This window comes from Edwardsiella hoshinae NBRC 105699 = ATCC 33379 (genome assembly GCF_000474215.1).
Lineage (GTDB): Bacteria > Pseudomonadota > Gammaproteobacteria > Enterobacterales > Enterobacteriaceae > Edwardsiella > Edwardsiella hoshinae.
The window spans coordinates 55,702-79,295 of record NZ_BAUC01000021.1 but is presented as its reverse complement, the minus strand read 5'-3'; the positions used below and the strand labels follow the sequence as shown (position 1 = coordinate 79,295).

Below are 23,594 nucleotides of genomic sequence, written 5' to 3'. Positions count from 1 at the left end.
AAATATTTACGCTTCCTTGACTTTATTGCGGTGAACTTCATTTCCGTTTCCTACTCTTAGTAAACATAATATCACTGTCGAGGTATCGCGGTGATGGTAGCGTTACGAAAAGTAATGTTACTGAATGAATCCGTTTTATCGTTGCTAAATACGAGAGAAAATCGTGCTATGAAAAAAACCACTTTAGTATTGAGTGCCGTCGCATTGAGCCTGGGTATGGCGCTGAGCCCGATGTCCGCCAGCGCGGCAGAGACTTCTTCCGCCACCACTGCTCAGGCATTGCCGAGTCTGGCGCCAATGCTGGAGAAAGTGATGCCGTCTGTGGTCAGCATCAACGTTGAGGGCAGTGCGACCGTCAATAACAATGTGCCGTCGCAGTTCCAACAATTTTTCGGTGAAGACTCCCCGTTGTGCCAGCCTGGTTCCCCATTCGGGGGTTCCCCCCTGTGCCAAGGCGGCGGCAATGCACCGTCTAAAGAGCGCTTTAAGGCGCTGGGCTCCGGGGTGATTATCGACGCGGCCAAGGGCTACGTGGTGACCAACAATCACGTCGTGGCGAATGCCGATAGCATCAAGGTGCAGTTGAGCGATGGTCGTCGCTTCGATGCCAAGGTGATTGGCACCGATCCGCGTACCGATATCGCGCTGATCCAACTGAAAGATGCTAAGAACCTGACTGCCATCAAGATGGCTGACTCCGACAAACTGCGCGTCGGTGATTATGCGGTGGCGATCGGTAACCCGTATGGCCTGGGTGAGACCGTGACCTCCGGTATCGTCTCTGCCTTGGGGCGTAGCGGCTTGAATGTCGAGAACTACGAAAACTTTATCCAGACCGATGCGGCCATCAACCGGGGTAACTCCGGTGGTGCGCTGGTGAACCTGAACGGGGATCTGATCGGCATCAACACCGCGATCTTGGCACCGGACGGCGGGAACATCGGTATCGGCTTCGCCATTCCGAGCAACATGGTGAAAAACTTGACCGGTCAGATGGTTGAATACGGTCAAGTGAAACGTGGCGAGTTGGGCATCATGGGGACCGAGTTGAACTCCGAACTGGCCAAGGCGATGAAGATCGACGCCCAGCGTGGTGCTTTCATTAGTCAGGTGCTGCCGAAGTCCGCCGCCGCGAAGGCGGGGCTGAAGGCGGGTGACGTCATCGTCTCCCTGAACGGGAAGAGCATCTCCAGCTTCGCCTCGTTCCGGGCGGAGATCGGCACCATGCCGGTCGGCAGTAAGCTGTCGCTGGGTATCATTCGCGATGGTAAGCCGATGACGGTCGAGGCGACGCTGGAGCAGAGCAGCCAGAGCCAGGTCGCTTCCGCTAATATCTTCAGCGGCATCGAAGGTGCCGAGTTGAGTAACGCCGCGGGTGGCAAGGGCGTGAAGGTGGACAACGTGAAGAAAGGCTCTACCGCCGCGCGTATCGGCCTACAGAAAGGGGATGTCATCCTGGGCGTTAACCAGCAGGCTATCGCCAATATCGGTGAGCTGCGTAAGATCCTGGATGCCAAACCGCCGGTTCTGGCGCTGAACATTCAGCGTGGCGATAACACCCTGTATCTGTTGATGCAGTAAGTCAACAACACCCGATTATCCAACCTTAATCGCCCGGCTTAGGCCGGGCGATGTTTTTATCGCTCCCTTGCTTTCTCTGCCTAGAACCGCACTTAGCCTGCGGTTTACCCCGATTAACTCTCGCTCCGATTGGCTACCGATGTGACTTCTCTCGCGCTACCCGACTTACGCCGCCTCGGCGCAAGTGATGGCACGCCCCTGGGCGATGTGCAGGATCGGCCCGCCCATCGTACGCGCCTCGTGGGCGCTATGGGTCACCAGTAACGCCGTCTGACCGGCGGCGGCGAGGATGGCTCGGACTTCTTGTCCCAGACGCTCGCGCGTTGCCTCATCCAGACTGGAGAAGGGCTCATCCAATAACACGATATCGGGCTGCGGAGCCAAGGCACGCGCCAAGGCGACCCGTTGCTGCTGGCCGCCGGAGAGGGCGTGCGGATAGCGCTCGCCGATTCCCTCCAGTTCGATCAGACGCAGTAGTTCGTGTACCCGCGCCTGCTGTTGCTGGCGCGGTTGACGCCGTAGGCCGAAGGCGATGTTCTGCGCCACGGTAATGTGTGGAAACAGCGCATAATCTTGGAAGACCATGCCGACACGGCGCAGCTCGGGTGGCAGATGGTGCTGTGGCGAGGCGACACAGCGTCCTGCGAGGTGGATGCTGCCCTGGCTGAGGCGTTCAAAGCCGGCGATGGCCCGCAGCACGGTGGTCTTGCCGCTACCAGAGGCGCCGAGCAGGCTGGCCAACTCACCGCGACGCAGATGCAGAGAGAAGCCGTTCAGCACCGTTTGGGTATGGCGTCCGTGGCCATAACCGACATGCAGATTATCGAGGCTGAGGGCCAGGCTATTCATCATCATTCTCCCACCTGTTTCAATTGATTGCGAACCAACAAGGCCATCGGTAACGTGCCGGCCAACACGATCAACAGCGCGGCGATGGCGCCGTCTTCATAGCTGCCGCGTGCCGCCTCGGCGTACAGTAGGGTCGCCAGGGTTTCGACATTCACCGGACGCAGCAGCAGGGTGATCGGCAACTCCTTCATGGTATCGGCAAAGACCAGTAGGGCGCTGCCGATCAGCGCCGGACGTAGCAGCGGTAGGTGTACGCGCCAGAAGGTGCCGCGCTCGTTGGCCCCGAGGGAACGGGCGGCCTGCTCCAGACTGGGCGGGATGCGAGCCAGTCCGGCATCCAATGCCCCCAGGGTGATGGTCTGGAAGCGCAGGGTACAACACAGGACCAGTAGCAGGCCGCAGGAAAATAGCGGCAGGCCGCGTATCTCCAGTATGCTGGCCAGCCAGCGATCGGCGTATAGCGCCGGCGGCATAAAGCCGATGGCGAGGATCGTTCCCGGTACGGCATAACCCAGCGAGGCCAGGCGCAGACTTAGACGGCGCAGTGGTGAGCTGGCTGGTGCCAGCGCTCGGATACGGGCATACCAGGCGAGCGCCAGACTGATTGCGATAGCCAGCAGGGTTACGCTCAGCGCCAAGATCAGGGTATTGCCCAGAGCGACCAACAGATCGTGCGATGGCAGATGCTGGTTTTCGAGCCGCTTGACGCTCTGCCAGATCAGATGCAGCAGTGGTACGACGAAGCCCAACAGCAGCGGCAGCGCCGTCAGCGCCGTCAGCAACCAGGCACGCACGCCGTGCAGCGCTTGTGGCTGGAGTGTGCGTAGTCCGCGGCCCGCGTAGCGTTGGCGGCGGCGGCCATACATTTCCAGTGTCAATAGCAGGAAGATAAAGCCTAACATCATACAGGCGATCTGGGCGGCGGCGGCGATGTCGGAGCGGGTGATCCAGGTGGTGTAGACGGCGACAGTCAGCGTCTGCACACCGAGAAACTCGGAGGCACCGAGATCGTTAAGCGTCTCCAGCAGCGCCAAGCTAATGCCGACGGCCAGCGCTGGCCGGGCGAGCGGTAAGACTACACGCAGGAAAGTGCCGCGTCCGTTTTCACCTAGGGTACGCGCCGCCTCTAGCAGATGGGCGGGTTGACTGATGAACATCGCTCGCATCGTCAGATAGATATAGGGGTAGAGTACCAGGCTGAATAATACAATGGCGCCACTGACGGAACGGATATCCGGTAGGCGGAACTGGCGCGGACTGTCGTAGCCAAGCAGTAATCGCAATGTGCTCTGCAACGGGCCGATGGGGTGCAGCAGATCCAGCCAGGAAAAGGCAACGATATAGGTTGGCATCGCCAGCGGCAGCAGCAGTCCCCACGTCAACCATCGTCGGCCAGGAAATTGGAAGGCGCTGACCGCCCAGGCACAGCCGACGCCAAGGGTTCCAGCCAGCAGCGCGACGCCAAGCAGCAGCCACACGGTGTTCAGCGTGGCTTGCGGCAGGACATAGCGTAGCAGGTTGCCCCAATGGGCGAGGTCGCCATCCAGCGCCAGCCATAACAGCGAGAGTAGCGGGGTAACGGCCAGCAGGGCTACCAAGATGGCACCGGGTGCCAGTGGGGAGCGGAGCAGGCCGCCCGCCGGCGCGAACCGGCGGGGAAGGCATTTACTGATCGAAGCCAACTTTATCTACCAACAGACTGGCTTGTTTACGGTGTTGAACGATCTCGCTCAACGGCAACGGATCCGGGGTAATGGTGCCGATGGTCGCGGCGATAACCGGATCGAGCGCGACGCCTTGGCGTACCGGGTACTCATAGTTGGCGCGCGCATAACGTTGTTGCGCTTCGGGCGAAACCAGGTACTCCATCAGTTGGATGGCCGCTTGACGATTGGGCGCATGACGGGCGACGGCGGCGCCGCTGATATTAACGTGGGTGCCGCCGCTGGCGAAGGTCGGAGCGATCACGTTGATTGCCTCCCCCCATTGGCGTGCGTCACTGCCCGCTTTGGCATTCTTCAATTGGCCGACGTAGTAAGAGTTGGCGATACCGATGTCGCAGATGCCGCCGAGGATATCGCGTGCCACGTCACGATCACCGCCGGTCGGTTTACGCGCTAGATTGGCCTTGAGGGCGCGCAACCATTGCTCGGTCTTCGCCTCGCCTTGGTGGGCGATCATCGCCGCCACCAGTGCGGTGTTGTAGGGGTGTTGACCGGAGCGCATGCAGATACGTTTACTCCACTCCGGCTTCGCCAAATCTTCATACTGGATCGCGCTACCCGGTAGATCCTTGGCGATATACAGCACGCGAGCACGCATCGACAGAGCGAACCACTGGTTATCGCTACCGCGCAGGTTGGCAGGGATGGCCTGGGTCAAGGTGGCCGAGTCGACAGGTTGGGTCACGCCAGCTTCGACCAGATCCAGCAGGTTACCCGCATCGACGGTCATCAACAGATCGGCGGGTGAGTTGGCCCCTTCGGCCTTAAGACGTTCTAACATCCCCTCCTTGATATACACCGTATTGACCTGAACCCCGCTTTGTTGGCTCCATCCTTCGAGCAGGGGCTTGATTAATCCCGGCTCGCGGGTGGTATACAGGGTGAGCGATTCACTGGCCGCACCGGCAGGTAGGGTGCTTAGGCCGAACAGCAGGCTGGCTGCGCCCAGTCGTAGCCAAGTGTTTATGCGGGAGGATAGGGTGCGCATCATCGATTGTTCTCCATATCAACGGGGGGCGGCGCGCGACCTGCGGCGCCGTACCAAGCGAAACGGATTGTAAATGATAATGACTTTTAATTTCAATTTAATTCTTGTTGTTGCATCGGGTCGTGGTGATGGTGAATTCACGTGCAGGAAACCGCATGGGAGAAAGAGTAGGGAAGGCGGTGTTGGCAGAGCGGCACTGCCACGCCGCCCGGAACAGGGCGACGCGGCAAGGGGGCGGGGTTAATGGGCGCCGCCGCTGTCACCGGCGCTGGAGAAGGGCGGTTTGGCGAACCAGATCAGCACCAGCAGCACCAGGAAAACGCTGGCCGAGGCCCAGAAGATCTCATTGGCCGAGATGATCAGTCCCTGGGCGGTGATGTCCTGGGCGATCAGGGCGGAGGCCTGATGGCTGCTCAGCCCAAGCTTCTCCATCTCGCCATAGGCATGCTGGGCGATGGGGTTATAGGGCGTGATCGATTCGGCCAGATGGGTGTGGTGCAGCGACTCACGCCGCGTCCACAGCGTAGTGGTGATCGATACCCCGATCGAGCCAGCCAGAGTACGGCAGAAGTTGCTTAGGCTGGACGCTGCGGCGATGCGATCTGGCGGCAGGCCGGATAGGCTGATGGTGGTCAGTGGCATGAAGAAGCAGGCCACGGCGAAGCCTTGCACAAACTGCGGCCACGCTGAGGCACCGAAGTCCATACCCGGCTCGAAGCTATAGGCGCGCCAGTAGAAGCAGATGGCGTACATGATGAAGCTAAAGGTGACCAGCCGGCGCATGTCGAGACGTGCGCCGAAGCGGCCGATGATCGGCGACAGCAACACCGGAATGAAGCCGACCGGCGCCGATGCCAAGCCAGCCCAGGTGGCGGTATAACCATACACCTCCTGGAGTAACTGTGGCAGCAGTACGATGGCGCCGAAGTAGAGCATATAGGCCAGGCTGATACACAGCACGCCGATGGTAAAGTTGCGGATCTTGAACAGCGACAGATCCACCACGGGATGTTCATCCGTCAATTCCCAGATCAGCAAGAAGACCAGCGCGACCACGGCGATGACCGTCAACAGGATGATCTCTGGGGAATTAAACCAGTCCAACTCCTTCCCTTTGTCCAGCATCACCTGTAGGCAGCCGACACCTAACGCCAGCAGGACCAGACCGACGGTATCGATCGGTTTATGCTCGATGCGTGTTTCACGCCCTTTTAGGGTCGACATGCTCACCAACACCACCGCGATGCCGAGTGGCACGTTGATGAAGAAGATCCAGCCCCAGTGGTAGTTATCGCTGATATAGCCGCCGAGGATGGGCCCACAGATCGGGGCGACGATCACCGTCATCGACCAGAGGGCCAAAGCCATATTGCGTTTGGCGGGGGGATAGTTACCGAGCAGCAGGCTCTGAGAGAGCGGAATCAACGGGCCGGCTACCAGACCTTGCAGTACGCGGAACAGGATCAGCATCTCCAGGCTGTGGGAAATTCCGCACAGCCAAGAGGTGAGGGCGAACAGCCCGGTCGACCACAGGAATAGTCGTACCTCGCCGAAACGCTTCGCCAACCAACCGGTGATGGGGATCGAGATGGCGTTCGCCACCCCGAATGAGGTGATCACCCAGGTGCCCTGGGAGTTCGAGGCTCCCAGGTTGCCCGAGATGGTCGGGATAGCCACGTTGGCGATGGTGGAGTCCAGTACCTGCATGAAGGTCGCCATCGACAAGGCGATGGTCATCCAGGCAAGCTTGGCTCCTTCAAGCGGTTTTTGTTGCACGGGTACCTCGGCGCAGATTAAGCGGCATTTGCCTGGATGATCTCGGCGATCTCACGATTTACCGGCGCCAGATCCAGCTTCAGTACGTCGCTCTGGTAGGCCGGCGTCTTACGGACTTGCTGGGCCAGCACCGCGCCTTGGGTATTGGCGGTGTCGACCGTAACCAGGGTGGAGAGACCGATACGCAACGGGTACTTAGCCAGCTGCTGTGCGTTCAGTTCGATACGTACCGGCAGACGTTGCACCACCTTGATCCAGTTACCGGTAGCATTCTGCGCCGGCAGCAGGGAGAAGGCGCTACCGGTTCCCATATCTAGGCCGACGACCTTACCCTGGTACACCACTTTGTCGCCATACATGTCGCTGATGACGGTGGCTGGCTGGCCGATGCGCATATTGGCCAACTGTGTCTCTTTAAAGTTGGCATCCACCCACATCTGATTAGCGGGGACGACCGCCATTAGCGGGGTATTCGGGCTGATCTGGGCCCCCACCTGCACGCTACGCTGTGAGACGTAGCCGGTCACCGGACTGCGGATCTGGGTACGCTCAAGGGCCAGCCAGGCATCACGCACCTGCGCCGCCGCTTGCAAGACGGCCGGTTGTTTCTCCAGCGGGGTCGACAGGATCAGCGCCTGGTTGGCGTTGTATTGTTGGATAGCGACATCCAGCGCGGCGCGGGCGCTGTCCATCGCATCTTGGGCGTGTTGCAGCTCTTCACGGCCGATGGCGCCGGAGCGACTCAACGCCAGACGGCGCTGATAGTCGCTGCTAGCCTTGCTCAGGGCAACCTGATTCACGACGATGTTGGCCTGGTATTGTTTAGCGTTGACCATCAGTTGGTGGGTTTGGCGGACACTATTAGCCAAGGCTGTCTTGGCGCGCTCGTAGGCTTGTTGGGCATCGGTTTTATCCAGTGTGACCAGCACATCGCCAGCTTTCACCAGATCGGTGCCTTCGAAATTGACTTGCGTTACGCTGCCGGAGACTTGGGCATTGATCTGCACCAAGTTGCCGGTGACGTAGGCGTCGTCGGTATCTTGGTGGTGACGTAGCACGATGAACCAGTAGGCTAGATAGGCCAGGGCGATCAGAATAAACACACAGGTCATCGCCAGCATCCAGGTTTTACGTTGTCGCTTCTTGTTTGGGGCGGGGGCTTGCTGAACCTGTTTCGCCACATTGTCACTCATGGTGTATCTCCGAGTTTTTCTTGTTTCTTACGAGTTTAATGATTTTTTAATGCTGCATGCATTTCCCGCCGCCCTCGGCTAACGCTCCGCCATGCCTGCGGCTAGGGACAGACGCAGGGGGGGCGTGGCAGAGGGAGTCAAACGGTAAAGAGTCTTAGCCGCGCATTGAAACAGACCGCCATGCCAATCGTCTGGCGGATACGTGCGCTATATCGTCGGATGAGGAGAAAATAGGCAAGAGAGAACGGAGGCGGATCGCGCGCGGGTGGATAGACCCCACCGCCGTGACACTCGGGAACCAGCGAGTCAAGGCAGAGGGGGCGGACGCGCGATCGTCTACATGCGTAAGGAGGTTATCGGCTCACCCGCTTACTGTGTCAATCCTGATTGCTCCATCTCTTCAATGCGCGATAACAGCTTACGTGTCAACACTTCCAATTGTTGTTGCTCTTCCTGTGTTAACGTTGACCATAAGAAGTGTAGACACTTATGCTGTGGTGGAATGATTTCAGCTAAAAATGCCTTTCCTGCCTCCGTCAGGTGCAGATGCAGACAACGACGGTCATTGTCGCTTTCGTGCCGCTCAATCCAACCCCGCTTCTCCAACTCATCGGCGATACGGGTCGCATTGGTACGCGATGATCCTAACGCCGCGCTGAGTTCGGAAGGTTGAATACTGTAGTCCTCTTGCGCATCCAGCGTAATCAACGCCATGAACAGCGTCTCATTAATCCCTTGTTCTTTCAGCATCTTGTTGCGGTTTTCTAGCAACTTATTCTGCATGTGCATGCACAGGCGGGTCAGCAGGATCTCCTGATAGGGAAAATCTTTCTGCCGCTTTGCGCGTTGCTTCAGCATTTCTTCGATTTGAGTGATAGAACGTGGCATTGAGTAATGACCTCATTGGTTTCATTGATTATAGTAACTTCGGTTATCAGTTTTGTAAACGACGTTTCTGAGAAAGCATTAACCGGTGTGGTAATAAATTTACTGAGGAAATTATAATGTAGTAATTTATTGTTTTTAATGTGTTATCTATAACAAAACGATAGATATGAGCGTCGCGACAGATGGAGGGAAGGCAGTCGCAACTCACCAAATGGCAGCGACTGGCGATGCTGATTGAAGCGTACAGATGTGGGTTATACATTTTTTCACTATTATCGAGTTAGGCCAATAACTCTTTATTTTTATAAAAAATGTCCTTACTCGATGGCGCCGGGATTCCGCTCCGGCACAGGTCTCCGCCGTGGACACCTGCTTAGGCCGCCCGTCGGTGTGTTGAACGTGGCGGGGTTCAAGGGACCCGCGCGCCGCACTCGCTGCTACAGGAAAAACGGCTGAGCGGCGGGGGACGCAGCGCATGGATTGAACCATTTAGTTAACTAATTAGAGTGAGAATAAAAAGTTACACTAGTAATATGCAATAAATCTTATGTCAGATTTGTGACATACACTACAAGAAACGTTAACGGCGCTTATTATAGTTATCTGAAATCGTCAAGGATATAGATATTATCTCCCTCGCCCGCAGCGTCCTCGCTTGGTTGGGCAAAAAGTTGCTGGTAACGTAGGCGAAAAGCCAACATCTCTGCGGCATCTGGTGCTAACTCGCGTAGAAAATCGAGTGCTAATCTCACCTGCTGTGGACTGATATCAGCATTTAATCCCGCCTTACGGATGAGCGAACGCCAATAATGGAGGTTGTCATCGGACTCGTTAACGATAAAAGTCTGATAGATCAATAACACCATGGCACCGTTATTAAGATGAGATTCGCCGCCGCTGAGCAAATAACGCACGAAGGCTTGACCCTGTTGCGTCCCCATCTGACTGATTAGGGATTCGACGTGTACTGGCTCGATGTTCAAACGCTGGGTCAAGCGTTGGCAAGCCCGTCGGGTTGGGGTATTGAGCACACGAAAGCCGGCGATAAACACCAGTGCCAGCGTGGCGAGCATTAACCAGATCATGCCGCTCTCCGCAAGTAACAGAGGGAACATCATACGGGCAAAGCTGGCGCTCGGCCAGCGCGGCGGCATTATCCGAGCGCTAGGCGTACGGCATGGGGGTGCGAGCAATGATTCAGGAGCGTTGAAAAGCGGAGAGCGGGAAAGAAGACGGCGCCCGCTAGGCGCCGTGCGGCATCTTATGAGCGACGACCAGCTTCGAACAGGAACCAGACGCGACGTTCGGTTTCGTCGATCCAGTTCTCGATCAGGCTCGCGCTGGAGATATCGTGGTATTCGTCGCAGACTGCATGAGCAGCACGCAGTTCGGCAGCAATTTGTTTATTGTCTTCGCACAACTCGGCCAGCATATCGAACGGATCGACATATTCTGCATCATTATCTTTGATGCGCTGGATACGGGAGATTTCCCCGATGGAGTGCAGGGTCGTGCCGCCGACTTTACGTACGCGTTCGGCGATATCATCGGTCATGGCAAACAGTTGTGCGCTTTGCTCGTCCAGCAGCAGGTGGTAATCGCGGAAATGCGCCCCACTCATGTGCCAGTGGAAATTCTTGGTTTTCAGGTAAAGGGCAAAAATGTCGGCCAACAGTGCATTCATTGCTGCGCTGATTGCTTTGGTTGCCTCATGACCCAAATCGGTTGGGGTAGACAGTGGGAGACGTTGGCGTGCTTGGACGTCGCTTTTCTTAACCGTGCTCATCTTGATCTCCTTATATTAGATAATCAAAGCAGCAGTAGTGCTCAGTACCCAAGCAGTATAGATCATCCTGTGTTAGTGGGGGTTTATTTATAATACATAGCGTTTCAAACAGATGCGGCCAGTAATCGTTACAGTGCGGTGTTATCTGCGCCAATGACGACAAAAATCTAACCATAAGTTGAGTGTCGGAGAGAGATACTTATTGCGTTGTAGACAGAGCGAAAAATGGCGGCTAAAACGCTGTTCGCACGGCAGGACGCAGAATTGGCCGGCGTACAGCGGCTGCTCCAACATGCGGCGCGAGATAAAGGTAATCCCCAGATTATTTTTGACACAGGCCAGAATGGCGTCGAAGGCATCCAGCGACAACACCACCTGTGGGTTATCCAAGCGGGGGGCCAGTTGGTGATCAAAGAAGGCGCGGCTGGCAGAGCCAGCCTCGCGCAGTAGCCAGTGTTGCCGGCTGAGTTGGGCGAAGCTCAATGCGCCACAGCCAGCCAAGGGGTGCGCTAGGCTGGCGACGACCACCATCTCATCTTCGAGCCAAGGGTGGCAGAGCAAGGCTGGATCGGTGACCGGGCCTTCCAGGAGCGCTACATCCAGTTCGAAGCCCGCCACCATGCCGGCGATGGTTTGAGTATTGGCGATGATCGGCAGCGGGAGCCAGCCGTAGCGTTGCTGAAAGGCATAGAGCAGATCGGGCAGCAGATAGCTGCCGATGGTTTTCGTGCAGCCGACCAGTAAGCGCGTGTCGCCGTTACTATTGTCGAACAGGGTTTCCACGCCCTGCATGCGCGTCAGCAGCTCGTCGGCGACCGGCAGTAGACGCTGTCCCTCGTGGTTCAATAGCAGACGGGCGTGCTGGCGTTCAAACAGCCGTACCCCGAGCTGACTCTCCAGTTCGCTGAGTGTCTGGGATAGGGCCCCCTTGGTCATGAACAGTTGCGTGGCGGCTTGCGTCAGGGTTCCGCCGCGCGCGATGGCGACGAAGACGCGTAGCTGCTTGAAGGTGATGTTCATTGTTTAGTTTCCCTAAACCAATGGTAAAATATTTATTGATTTTTTAAATAATATCCTGTGGCTATAGTATCAGCCATAGAAAGAATGAAAAACATATGAGGTGTTTCAGGTGTTGAGATTAATTCATCGCAAAGTTCGTAGCATGCCTACGCCGGCGGCTGGACTGGCTCTGGGTATCGCCAGTATTGGTTGGTGTTTAGAGAATGCGCTGCCGCTGCATGGTGTCGGACAGAACATCGGGGCACTGATCGCCGGCGCGATCCTGCTGGCGTTAACCGTGCGGTTTATTTTCCACCCAGACACCCTGATGCAAGACATCAAACATCCGGTCGTGGGCAGCATTGTGCCGACTTTTGCCATGGCGACGATGGTGGTCTCCGTCGCCGTCGGGCACTACCTGCCGCGTGTCGGCATGGCCTTGTGGCTGGCGGCGGTGGTCGTACACCTGATCGCGCTGGCGCTGTTCTTCTTCCATCGTGCCCGTGAGCCGCGTATGCACCACATGGTGCCGAGCTGGTTCGTGCCGCCGGTCGGCATCATCGTTGCTGACGTTTGCTGCCCGGGAGCACCGTTTGTCGGTTTCGCCCAGTTCCTGCTGGTGATCGGGATGGTGAGCTACTTGATCATGCTGCCGTTGATGATCTACCGCTTCATGTTCTGCAACGAAGTACCGGATGCAGCCAAACCGACCATCGCTATCATGGCGGCACCGGCTAGCCTCTCTTTAGCGGGTTATCTGACCGTGGTACAGCAGCCCTCTCTGCTGCTCTGCGCCATCCTGTTGGGCATCGCGTTACTGATGACGGTGGTGATCTACTGCTCTTTCTTCCGTCTGTTGCAGTTGCCGTTTAGCCCGGGTTATGCGGCTTTCACCTTCCCGATGGCGATTGGCGCTACCGCGCTGTACAAAATGTCTCATCTGGTCGCGCAGTATCCGGGAGCTGAAGACTATGCCGCTCAACTGCACCTGATGGCGACGGTCGAGGTGGCGATTGCCACGGTGATTATCGCTTACGTCGCGCTGCGTTATGCCCACAACTACTGGCTGCCGGGGCTACGTCTGAGCAGTAAGAATGATACCCAGTGCAAACCGATGGCTTGATGGAGAGTGAAATTAATGAATAGTCGCGCTATCTCTCTGGCTCCGTTATTGGCCGTACTGCTGTTCGCCGCCTGTACCGTATGGGCTCTGTTTCTCTAAAATGTGATGACTCTGTAATCGTTGTATCGTTTTCCCCGGCCAGATGGCCGGGTTTTTTTATTTCTCCCGTCTTGCGACGCAGCATCCCTGGGCTCCTGTTCTATAGTAATAACGTCAGGTCGTTTGCCTGGCGCCCTGCGGCAATGCCGCCTGGCCTCCAGCCGAGAAGGAGAGACGCCGTGAATAACCACGAACCGTCGCCGGCCCGAGCCACCCCGCCAGCGTCGGTCTTGCCCGCCGGCGATGATGATGAGGTGTACCACGCCATCCTGCGGATGGGGTTGGCGAGTTTGCATATGCAACTCGCTGTGATCTGCCGGGTCAGTAACAACATCGCCAGCGTCATCTACCGTTATCCCGCCTCAGCGGCGTTTTCTCCTGGGCGTCGGTTGAGTCTCAACGCCGATTTCAGCCAGCGGGTCATGGATGAAAACGGTGTGGTGGTGCAGGTCGCCCCACCCGCTGAGGTCGTGCAATGTCTGCCTGCCCCCTACCGTGCGCAGCCGCTGGGCTGTTATATCGGTGTGCCGTTATGGCTGGGAGAGGAGCGCTATGGCTTGCTGGAGTTGCTCTCATCCCAGGCGCCGTCAACGCCGTTTAGTGAGTCTCAGCTTGCCGATGTCGCGCTCCTGGCGCGGAGTATCGGTCACCTGTTGTCTCAGACGCGGCTGCTCCATACCAATCAGCAACTGATACGCGAGAATCAGCGCATCAACACGGTCATTGATAAGGCATTTAACTACGTGGCGATCGGCATGGCGCTGGTGGCTCCCGGCGGTTATTTCCGCCGCGCGAATCGCACTTTTTGCAAGATGCTGGGCTACAGCGAACTGGAGATGCGCAGCATCTGTTTCCAAAGCATCACCCATCCGGATGATTTAGCCTTGGACTTGCAGCATCTGGAGGATCTGGCGCAGCGCCGTATCGATGCCTATACCCTGGAGAAGCGTTATCAGAAGAAGGATGGCGCCTACCTGTGGGTGCGCCTGAGCGTTTCGGCCATCTATGAAAATGACGTGCTGTTATTTTATATCTCGCAAATCCAGGATATTCAGGCTGAGCGAACGGCGTTGCGCGAACTGGCGGCGCAGCGTGAACAGTTGCAGCGCCTGAATCAGGCGTTGACCCTCCAAGCGAGCATCGACTACCTGACGGGGATCCGCAACCGGCGTAGCCTGATACAGCAGTTCGCAACGATGCTAGCGCAGGCGGGATCATGGATGGCACTAGCGTTATTCGACTTAGACTACTTCAAACACTACAACGACACCTATGGTCATCAGGCCGGCGATGAGGCCTTGGTCTATTTCGCGAGCGCATTGCGCCATCATTTTCGCGAGCCGGAGAGCTTGATTGGCCGCTTCGGCGGAGAGGAGTTCATCGTAGTGTGCAGTGCCGAGCATGTCTGTGGTGTATTGGCGCGGTTGGATAAGCTACGTGAGACGTTGGATTACGGCAGCGATAAGGCATTGCAGGGCCATCTCACTGTCAGTATCGGCTGTGTACTGTTGCCCCGGCAGAGTGTGACTCCGCATGATTTCGATGCCTTGGTGCGTCATGCCGATGAGATGCTGTATCAGGCGAAGAATAGTGGCCGTAACCGATTGAAACATCGTGAATTGAAGACGCTGTAAGGCGGAACACCTTGGCGATCCGCCAGCGCGGTAGGCACAGGCCGCCGCTGGGGGCACTTCTGGCGTGATTTCAGCCGAGAATGGCCGTGGCGATGCCGAGCTGACGAGGATTAACCTGATGGCCCAATTGCATGGTGAGCGTTTCGCTGAGGAGTGTCCTGTTGGCGAATAAGACCTCACGCTTATTTAGAATATAATGATTTTTGATGGAAAAGAGCCTGCGCCGAGCGCGCAGGCTCCTATTTTTAGGGGGTAGACCTCTGTTAACTTGGCGGTAAAGTGACGGAGTACCTTCGGCTCGTAAATAAACTCTAGTCCCTTAATATTCTTGGCGTTCTGTTTGATCTGTTGGAATGCCTCGATAATAAAGTCCATATGCGTCTGGGTATAGGTCGCGCGCGGAATGGTCAGACGCAGCAATTCGGCGGGGCAGGGCAGTTGTTTACCGGTCTTAGGATCGCGGCCGAGTAAGAAGGAGCCGATTTCGACGGCGCGGATCCCGGCCACTTTATACAGTTCGCAGGCCAGTGCCTGGGCCGGGAACTGTTCGGCGGGAATATGCGGCAACAGCTTACCGGCATCGACGAAGGCGGCATGTCCCCCGGCCTGCTGGCAGGTGATGCCGATCGCCTCCAGCCCATCGACCAGGTATTGCACCTGGGCGATGCGGTAGGCCAGCCAATCCGGGTTCATGCCATCGTGCAACCCGACGGCTAGACGCTCCATGGCGCCGCCTTCCAGGCCACCATAGGTCGGGAAGCCCTCTTGCACCACGCACAGCGTGCGGCATTCGGTGTAGACGTCGAAGAAGTGCTCATCCTTAAAGCACAACAGACCGCCCATCGGTACCATGGCATCTTTCTTCGCCGACATGGCCAGCATATCGGCGAACTTGTAGGTTTCGCGAGTGATCGCCTCGATGCTCCAGTCGCGATATTCCGCCTCGCGTTGCTGGATGAAGTAGGCGTTTTCGGCAAAACGGGCCGAGTCCATCACCACCGGGATATCGTACTTCTGGGCGACGGCATACATCGCCTTCAAGTTCGCGATGGAGACCGGTTGGCCCCCCGCCGAGTTACAGGTGATGGTCGCCACGATATAGGGCACATTGTTGGCCCCGACCTCACGGATACCTTGCTCCAGCTTGTCGATGTCGAAGTTGCCTTTAAAGTCATGGCGTGCCGCGGTATCGAAGGCCTCTTCGATGTAGACGTTACGGATGGTACAGCCGTTGATCTGGCTATGACCCTGGGTGGTGTCGAAGAAGTAGTTGGAGAAGGCCACCATCTTGTTTCTATCCAACCCCTTCTCTTGTTCACGCTTCCTGATCAATACCGGGATGTAAATCTGTTCGGCGCCGCGTCCCTGATGGGTGGGGATGGTGTATTGGTAGCCAAAGATCCGCTTAACAGCATCGGCCAGCGCGTAGTAGCTACGGCTACCGCTATAGGCCTCGTCACCACGCATCATGGCGGCCTGCATACTCTGCGTGACGGCGCCGGTGCCGCTGTCGGTGAGCAGATCGATAAATACGTCTTCGCTATCCAGCAGGAAAGGGTTCATCCCCGATTTGACGATCGCCAGCTCGCGATGTTCACGCGTGGTTCTTTTCACTGGCTCAATAACACGAATACGGAATGGTTCTGGTAAATGTGTAAAGTTATCCATGGTGCTTACCCTTTTAGCTATACAGGTAGGGAGTTCTTTACCGGCGGTAAAGAACGCTGTAGATAAATAAAATATAGGGCGAACGCGCGTGGATATAACGAAATAGTTATATCGTAGAGCGCATATCTAATAGAGCAAATCCCGCAATACGTTATCCTATGCGAGTTTGTCAAAGGTGTAAGTGTCGCGGATGAGATATTAGGAAAAGAATTCGACCAGGATGGTATCGAGATTAAACCACTTGCTAGGAATGTATGTTTCACATGGCTTTTTCATGATATGCAAATATCCGTAGTGACTTTTGTTAGCATAAAATGCTCGCGGGTAATTTGTTTGTCTATGATCATATTGGTCAATTGTGATGAAATTCACGCGCCATAATTTAACTGAATAATTTATCAGATAAAGTCAGGTGTTATTGTTAGCGTTAGTCTGGTGAGAGAATGTCACGGGTGATCATTGTCATGCGAAAAAGCTTGAGGATGCCGTTAGCGGCGCCTTGGCCGGGCAGCGCATATATAACGCCATGTTTATCTTGGTAAACACGATTCCTATTCTATTAGCGACGGGAAGACGTGGGGGAGAGAGCTCCTTCACATTGTTGCCGATATTGCCCTGGGGTGATGCCGAACTGTCGGCGAAACAGGGTGATAAAGGCGCTGATATTGGTGTAGCCGAGTTGGAGCGCAACGGCGGTGACAGCGTCGCCGTGGGCTAACAGCGGCAAGGCCTGTAAGAGGCGCAGTCGCTGCCGCCAGGCGGTAAAGTGCATCCCGGTCTCCTGCACGAAGCGGCGGCTCAGCGTGCGGCGGGAGAGGCCGACCACATGGGCCCACGCCTCGGCGCTGCGGGGATCTGCCGCTGTCTGTGTCAGGGCGCAGGCGATACGTTGCAGACGGGGATCGCTAGGGTAGGCCAGGGCCAGACGTGTGGGGGGGAGCGTCACGATCTCGTCGAGGATCACCGCCGCCAGGCGTTGTTGCTGTGCGTCGAGCCGTTGCTCGTCCCATGTCAGGACGCGTTGGAGCGCCGCTTGTAATAGCGAGGAGAGCGGCAAGATGCAGGGCTGCTGCGGCAAGCGCAGGCAGGCGTGTCGACGGATATAGAGGGCGATCCCCGGTACGGTATGAGTCAGACTTTGCAGGCGGTGCGGCTGATGTGGTGGGAGCCACAAGAGATAGCGCGGCGGCAGCAGCCATGCGCCCTGCGCGAGTTGGATAACCATAACTCCATTGAATGCACAAACTACCTGACCACGATTGTGTGAATGTTTTTGCGCTATCCTTCCCGTCGGCTCGATGACTCGGGCGATGATGACGGCCCCTTGGTGCGAGGCGGCGATGTGCGGCGCGAGCAACGGATGCTCCATGATCAGGGCGATTCCTGGAGACAGATGGCCTCAATGGGATAGCGATTGACCCGAGCAGGTTAGCAGGCCACGCACGGCATTGTCTATATTCTCTCCTGCGCCGAGCGTGCTCGGCATATCGTTAGCCCGATGCAGACAGGCGCTCCCGGTTTATCCCGTGTGAGGATGGAGAAGATGGCACAGATAGCCACGCAGATAAGCGGCCGATGGCAGGCGGCGATGATCATCGCCGCCATCTTACCCTTGCTCGATAGCAGCCTTATCAATGTGATCTTGCCCGACATCGCGCAGAGTCTACAGGGGGATCTGGTGGCCATGCCGTGGCTGGTTACACTTTACCTCATCGCCAGTGCGGCCGGCGTGCTGCTTTCCGGCTACCTGACGGCGCGTTGGGGATACCGCTGCGTGTGGCGCGCCTCGCTCACGGTATTTGCCGTCGCGTCCCTACTGGTAGCACTGGCCTCCCGTTTCGACCTGATGCTGCTGAGCCGCACGTTATTGGGCGTCGTCGCCGGGGTTATGATGGTGCAGGTACCGACGTTGATTGTGGTGAGCGTGGCGGCGGATCAGGTGAAAACGATGATGGGGCGCATCAGTGTATTGGCGGTTTTCGCCCCGGCGATCGGGCCGTTGTTGGGCGCATTATTGAGCGCGAGTGGGAGTTGGCGTTTCGCCTTCTGGCTCAATCTTCCCCTGGTCGTCGCGGCGTTATGGCTAAGCGGGCCGACGGTATGCGAAAACGTGCGGTCAGCGGCAGTGCGCTTTAATCGGCTTGTTTTCCTTCTGTTCTTCCTCGCTTTTTTCTGCCTGATGCTCTCTCTCCTCTGGGGGCTCTATTTCACTGTCGCCGCCTTGCTACTGTTTGCGCTGGCGACTTGGCTCAACCAGACCATGGCGGAGTCCCTGCTCACGCTGACGTTGTTTCGTCATGCGCATTATGCGGCCCAGATGGGGTTAGGATTGATCACTTCGTTGGTTTTTTATGGTTTTCTCGTTTATTACCCTTTGGCCGCGGTGTCGCAAGGGGCGTTTCCCGTGTGGTATCTGGGGGCGATGTTAGCGCTCCAGGGGATAGGAAGCGGCATTAGCCGTTGGCTCTTCTACCCACGGCTCGCCCAGTGGAGCGACTTTGGCGTGATGGCGTTGGGATTAGCCTTATCACTTGTGAGCCTGGTATTGATCATGCCCGGCACGTTGGGATGGCAGGCGCTGGGATTCTTGGTACGGGGGGGCGGTATCGGCTTGGCGTTGCTGGTTTTGCTTAGCGCGCCTTATCGGCTGACGCCGCGTATTTGGCTCAATGACACCAGCATGTTGATCCGTATGGTGCAGTTGATAGGGGGTGTCCTAGGGAGCTTGTTCAGTACGGCATTACTTTCGGCGCAGGTGCGTGTCGCGCACGGTTATCTTGGCTTTATAGGGATAACTCTGCTCGCGATGCTGGGTGCCGCTTATTCTGCTTGGCGCCTGGGCGATCCTGACACATGAGCGCGGCTCTTGGCCGCCATGTCGCGTAGTTATAGCCGGGGCGTGGTGAGCGCAGCGCGGCGGCGGGCTCCGTCTTGCGCGCCTCTCGCGCTAAGCGTCAGCGAGTGGGCGAGCTAGGGTGCCGCGCGTGGTTAGGACAGTATTGCCATGGCACGCGTTAGTGCTTCTGAACCTCTCCTTATTCCCCCCGCGATGGTCGGCACGGCCAGGGCCTTTAACTTGGCAAAAATTGAACCTATACCGCCATGCCCATAGCAGAGGATTGTTGTTATCATATTGATTTTATTTCTAATTTACTGATGCATCCCCATCAGCCGACAGCGTGGGCGGCCGGTGTGGCGCTTATTCGGGAAGAGTATTTCGTTATCAATATGTTTGCATTTTATCATATTGATTTTCATATGATTCTCATATTGAGAAGGGGCTGGGGGCATTAGGCCCAATGACGAGGACTATTTATCTTTATGCTAAGTCTTATTACATACGCGTCATTTATATTTGAGATGACTATCACACGCATCAACTATAACACAATGTTATTTACAGATAGATAATATTTGGCACAGTAATTGGATGTAATGGCTTTCCTGATATAGAACACACTATAAATAATGGTGAAGAGTGGAATCATGGCAAGCCTTCCTTCGGAGTTATTAGGATGTAAAAATATTTATAATGAATACACCAAGCCCGTTGTTAAGCGAACATGGGGCATCGGGAGTTTTGCCTCGCTGTGGATAGGGATAATGGTATCAATTCCAGCATTGATGCTGGGAACGGGGATTATACAGGTCGGTATGTCATGGTCGCAGGCGCTGTTTACCGTGGTATTGGGGCATACAATCGTGATGATCCCCGCTGTTTTGCTTGGGTATCCGGGGGCTAAGTATGGTATTAATTTCCCTCTGTTATCCCGGGCAGTATTTGGCATAAAAGGAAGTATCATCCCTACATTCGTTAGGGCTGTTTTGGGCTGTTTTTGGTTTGGTGTGACGGCGTGGATTGGCGGTCAAGCTATCACTAACATTATTTCTATCTTTTTCCCTGCGTATTCCTCGCTAGGCTTTATTTCAGCGTTTCTGTCTTTCTTTTTATTTGTACTGCTCAATATTATCGTGGCGTTTAATGAAAACGCCGGGGTTAAATGGCTGGCTGATAAGTCAGCAATGATTTTGATTTTTCTTTCTTTGCTGGTTATTCTTTGGGCGCTATCGGTGTCAGGTTGGAGTGTGAGTGCGCTTTTATCTCAACCGGCCGTCTCTGGGAAGGAGGATCTAGAAAACTTTTGGCTTATCTTCTTTCCCGCGCTATCATCATTTATTGCTTTTGACAGCACCATCGCTCTTAATATGTCAGACTTTACCAAGAATGCTAAAGATCAACGCTCTCAGTTCTTAGGACAAATAATTTTTGCACCGTTAGCTACCGCTTATATCGTGTTTGTCGGCGTAGCCATGACTGCCGGCTCTTCCATTGCCTTTAACGAAATAATTTGGGACCCGGTTGTTTTAATATCAAGATTTGAAAGCCCCTCCTTGGTTATCATCACTTCAGCATTTATTTTACTGGCTACGCTTACTACTAATGTACCGGCGAACTTAATACCACCTTCGAATGTCTTTAATACATTAATATCAAGCAAGATAACAGGATTTAAATACTCATATGCGGTGGTGCTGGTGGCCTTGCTTTCCGTTTTTGGCATGCCTTGGAAGGTGTTGGCGGACCCCGATAATCTTATTTTTGTGGTTCTTGGTATGTTGGGTGCGCTACTGGGGCCGATTACCGGGATCTATCTGGTCTCCTACTGGATTGAGAATAAGACCAAAATTGACATGGTGGATCTCTACAAAGTGGATAGCGGCAGGTATCAGGGCGTCAATAAAAATGCGGTCATCGCCTTGCTGAGCGTTTGGGGCGGGATAATGCTATCAAAAAATATAGACGCTCTGGCTTGGCTGTATGATTCATCGTATGTTTTTGGCCTATTCTTAGGCGCGTTTGTCTACTTTGCATTGAGTAAAATTAGCGCTAATGCGGCGAATCGGTAATCGTCAGCGCTCACCGGGAGCGTGCCATGTCGCGCTTTACGTCGAGAGATGATCATTGATGGCAGCATGAGTCTGCCGGAGGCATGCGAAACGTAAAGCGCGCAGGGTAACGCTAGGCTGAACGGGTAAAGCCGCTTACCGATCCTGATGCAGTTGCAGGCGTTCGCTGGCAACGGCGGTTGCTGTGAATGGCGGCATATAAAGAGGCAAGGGCTTCACAGCGGAAGCCCTTGCGGTAGTTAAGCCAATGCCCCTTCCACCAGTGACTCGGCCAAGGCAAGCTGGGTCTGCTGACTGGTTTGCAGGCGGGATTTCAGTTGGTCGCAGAGAGTCATCAGTCCATTCACTTTATCGATAATTTTTAGTTCTTCAGATCTAGGTGGAAGTGCAACAACTAGATTTTGAATCTGGCTCCTAGAGACGTTCTTCATAGAACTACTTGTTCCACCAGCGACCTTTGCATAGTAAATTCTAGCCGGTGGCCATGACCAATAAAACCCGCTGCTGACCTTGAGAGATGGCCTCGATGCTCTTATTGATCGCCTGCAACGGGTAGTAGCGGGGGGATTTGCCGCTACCGTCTGAATAGTAATCTTGGCCGATGATGGGCAGTTGCGCCGGGGTATATCCTTTCCAATGGCAGAACTTGTCCCAGAGCTGAGCCGGGCTGGGAAAATCGTTTAGCGCGATTTCGGATTCAAGTTGTGCGGGGTTAGTCTTGTCATGAAAGACGAAGCTATCGCCGTTATTGGCAAACACGAAAGGCACATCCAGCAGGTGGGCATAGTCAAGCCCCTGCTGCATTCCCTTGCTGACCTGATATTTGTTAGCCTTGGCCTCGATCACCGCCAACGGTATGCCCATTTTGTGATAGAGCACGATATCGGCCGATTTAACCGCCTTACGCGCCGCCATCTGGCCGCGTACCACCACTTTCCCATCCCGCAGCTTCACCTCTTGGCGAATCTGAGTGAAGTCGTCCCAGCCTGCGGCTTTGATCGCGGGCAGCAGGTATTTGCTGATGATGTCACTTTCCGTGAGTGTGCTCTTGTTGATCTCGGCCATAAGCAGGCTTCTCTCCTCAGGAGGCAGTTATTGAAAATTCTCTCATAAAATCAACATGATTTACTTGATCATCGGCGCAAAAAGTTATCAATCGCGCCGAGCTTGGATAAGCGATGCAGGGGAGTGCTGCGAAGCGCGAAAGCCTGTTGGCGTGCCTGACTTTCTGAAAACTTTCTTATTTTTGGCGAGGGTGAGGGCGCGGTGATTACCGCGTGCGCATATGGGATAAACCGATCGACGCGCTCGTGCCGTATACCTAAACATATACCAATAATCATCGGATTCTGCCGATGAAGACAAACGACAGACGCAAAAAAGCCCGCCAGACTTGCGCCGGGCGGGCTTTTCACTTTCCAAATTTGGTGGACCTGGCGGGAGTTGAACCCGCGTCCGAAATTACTACGCTGTCGGTACTACATGCTTAGTCTGGTCTTTACATTCGCTTGCCAGCTGCGGACAGACACGCCACTAACAAACTAGCCTGATTAGTTTTAACGTTTCACCCCCAGGCAGGAGCTCCACGCGATCTCTTTTGGGTTTGACCTCTCTTGATCCCCGTCCTAAGAGCGGAGGCTAGGGAGAGAGGGCTCTGCGCAGGTTATTAAGCTGCGAGTGCGTAGTTTTCGTCGTTTGCGACTATTTTTTTGCGGCTTTTTACGAGGCAAACCGCCCCTCGGCATGCACCTTGAGTTTCGCAAATCCCGTCGAATCCAGAATCAGGCCCAAGTGTGTAAACGGCAGTATACCAGAGTTTAGCGCCGTTGTGCCAGCCTTAGCGGTTGGCGTGTTTCATAATTCTTGCTTTGTCCTGCTTCCACTCGCGATCTTTGATGTCATCGCGTTTATCGTGTTCTTTCTTACCCTTAGCCACACCGATCTTCAGCTTGGCCCAGGCGTTCTTCCAGTACAACGACAGGGGAACGATGGTGTAACCGTCGCGGTTGGCGCTGCCGAACAGGCTCGCCAGCTCGCGCTCTTTGAGCAGCAGTTTGCGAGTGCGCGTCGGATCGCATACCACATGGCTGGAGGCGACGCTCAGTGGGGTGAACGTGGCGCCGAACAGGAATGCCTCGCCGTTTTGCAGCAAGATATAACTTTCGCTGATATTGGCCTTACCGGCCCGTAGGGATTTGACCTCCCAGCCTTGCAGCGACAGCCCGGCCTCGAACTCATCTTCGATGAAGTATTCGTGGCGCGCGCGCTTGTTCATGGCAATGGTTGCCGAACCCGGTTTATGTGCTTTTTTCTTGGTCATAGTAGCGTCATTATACTGTTGCGCGCGGCGTCTGAATACCCTGCGCCGCGGCGGGCCG

The 23,594-nt window shown here is 55.5% G+C and carries 16 protein-coding genes, 1 other RNA gene and 2 pseudogenes; 5 read left to right on the top strand and 14 right to left on the bottom strand.

The features are described 5' to 3' along the window. Nucleotides 1–168 precede the first annotated feature (168 nt). Nucleotides 169–1,581, top strand: a complete 1,413-nt coding sequence (gene degP / locus EHO01S_RS10005; RefSeq protein WP_024523826.1) for a serine endoprotease DegP — start codon at nt 169–171, stop codon at nt 1,579–1,581. Between the two features lie 165 nt (nt 1,582–1,746). Here the strand turns inward: degP and EHO01S_RS10000 are convergent, their stop codons facing one another. From EHO01S_RS10000 to EHO01S_RS09960, 9 genes are all read right to left on the bottom strand, one after another. Then, complete coding sequence (locus EHO01S_RS10000) at nt 1,747–2,430, bottom strand: ABC transporter ATP-binding protein (RefSeq protein WP_024523825.1); 684 nt, start codon at nt 2,428–2,430, stop codon at nt 1,747–1,749. A 2-nt stretch (nt 2,431–2,432) separates the two neighbouring features. Continuing rightward, nucleotides 2,433–4,112, bottom strand: a complete 1,680-nt coding sequence (locus EHO01S_RS09995; protein ID WP_024523824.1) for an ABC transporter permease — start codon at nt 4,110–4,112, stop codon at nt 2,433–2,435. Further along, on the bottom strand, nt 4,096–5,145 hold the full coding sequence (locus tag EHO01S_RS09990; protein ID WP_024523823.1) for an extracellular solute-binding protein: 1,050 nt from the start codon (nt 5,143–5,145) through the stop codon (nt 4,096–4,098). The genes EHO01S_RS09995 and EHO01S_RS09990 overlap by 17 nt, the downstream gene beginning before the upstream one ends. Before the next feature lie 237 nt (nt 5,146–5,382). After that, the gene (gene emrB, locus EHO01S_RS09985) at nt 5,383–6,918 is read right to left on the bottom strand and encodes a multidrug efflux MFS transporter permease subunit EmrB (RefSeq protein WP_035370437.1); all 1,536 of its coding nucleotides are present in this window, start codon (nt 6,916–6,918) and stop codon (nt 5,383–5,385) included. A gap of 17 nt (nt 6,919–6,935) precedes the next feature. Next, entirely contained in the window at nt 6,936–8,111 is a 1,176-nt protein-coding gene (gene emrA, locus EHO01S_RS09980) for a multidrug efflux MFS transporter periplasmic adaptor subunit EmrA (RefSeq protein ID WP_024523821.1), read from the bottom strand. Between the two features lie 369 nt (nt 8,112–8,480). Further along, the gene (gene mprA, locus EHO01S_RS09975) at nt 8,481–8,999 is read right to left on the bottom strand and encodes a transcriptional repressor MprA (protein WP_024523820.1); all 519 of its coding nucleotides are present in this window, start codon (nt 8,997–8,999) and stop codon (nt 8,481–8,483) included. Between the two features lie 599 nt (nt 9,000–9,598). Further along, nucleotides 9,599–10,084: a DUF1198 family protein gene (locus EHO01S_RS09970; RefSeq protein ID WP_024523819.1), complete on the bottom strand. Its 486-nt coding sequence runs from the start codon at nt 10,082–10,084 to the stop codon at nt 9,599–9,601. Nucleotides 10,085–10,260: 176 nt separating this feature from the next. Next, nucleotides 10,261–10,785: a Dps family protein gene (locus tag EHO01S_RS09965; RefSeq protein ID WP_024523818.1), complete on the bottom strand. Its 525-nt coding sequence runs from the start codon at nt 10,783–10,785 to the stop codon at nt 10,261–10,263. Nucleotides 10,786–10,926: 141 nt separating this feature from the next. Further along, nucleotides 10,927–11,805, bottom strand: coding sequence for a LysR substrate-binding domain-containing protein (locus EHO01S_RS09960; protein ID WP_024523817.1), 879 nt, complete (start codon nt 11,803–11,805; stop codon nt 10,927–10,929). 109 nt (nt 11,806–11,914) lie between these two features. Here EHO01S_RS09960 and EHO01S_RS09955 point away from each other — a divergent pair, with 109 nt between their 5' ends. Beyond that, on the top strand, nt 11,915–12,907 hold the full coding sequence (locus tag EHO01S_RS09955) for a TDT family transporter (RefSeq protein ID WP_024523816.1): 993 nt from the start codon (nt 11,915–11,917) through the stop codon (nt 12,905–12,907). 278 nt (nt 12,908–13,185) lie between these two features. Next, nucleotides 13,186–14,640, top strand: coding sequence for a GGDEF domain-containing protein (locus EHO01S_RS09945; RefSeq protein WP_024523815.1), 1,455 nt, complete (start codon nt 13,186–13,188; stop codon nt 14,638–14,640). Between the two features lie 255 nt (nt 14,641–14,895). Here the strand turns inward: EHO01S_RS09945 and tnaA are convergent. Together tnaA and EHO01S_RS09935 are read right to left on the bottom strand one after the other, a co-directional pair. Further along, a pseudogene (tnaA, locus tag EHO01S_RS09940) lies at nt 14,896–16,308 on the bottom strand (tryptophanase); the annotation flags it as partial. A gap of 559 nt (nt 16,309–16,867) precedes the next feature. After that, nucleotides 16,868–17,677, bottom strand: a complete 810-nt coding sequence (locus tag EHO01S_RS09935) for an AraC family transcriptional regulator (RefSeq protein WP_024523813.1) — start codon at nt 17,675–17,677, stop codon at nt 16,868–16,870. Nucleotides 17,678–17,851: 174 nt separating this feature from the next. Here EHO01S_RS09935 and EHO01S_RS09930 point away from each other — a divergent pair, with 174 nt between their 5' ends. Continuing rightward, the gene (locus tag EHO01S_RS09930) at nt 17,852–19,165 is read left to right on the top strand and encodes an MFS transporter (protein ID WP_024523812.1); all 1,314 of its coding nucleotides are present in this window, start codon (nt 17,852–17,854) and stop codon (nt 19,163–19,165) included. A gap of 629 nt (nt 19,166–19,794) precedes the next feature. Beyond that, entirely contained in the window at nt 19,795–21,216 is a 1,422-nt protein-coding gene (locus tag EHO01S_RS09925; protein ID WP_024523811.1) for an NCS1 family nucleobase:cation symporter-1, read from the top strand. A 474-nt stretch (nt 21,217–21,690) separates the two neighbouring features. Here the strand turns inward: EHO01S_RS09925 and EHO01S_RS09915 are convergent. The 3 genes and pseudogenes from EHO01S_RS09915 to smpB all read right to left on the bottom strand — a co-directional run. Beyond that, nucleotides 21,691–22,281 (bottom strand): annotated as a pseudogene (locus tag EHO01S_RS09915) (type I restriction endonuclease); the annotation flags it as partial. 360 nt (nt 22,282–22,641) lie between these two features. Then, nucleotides 22,642–23,005: a transfer-messenger RNA gene (ssrA, locus tag EHO01S_RS18295) on the bottom strand. Between the two features lie 48 nt (nt 23,006–23,053). Continuing rightward, nucleotides 23,054–23,536, bottom strand: coding sequence for an SsrA-binding protein SmpB (smpB, locus tag EHO01S_RS09910; RefSeq protein WP_024523808.1), 483 nt, complete (start codon nt 23,534–23,536; stop codon nt 23,054–23,056). Nucleotides 23,537–23,594 lie beyond the last annotated feature (58 nt).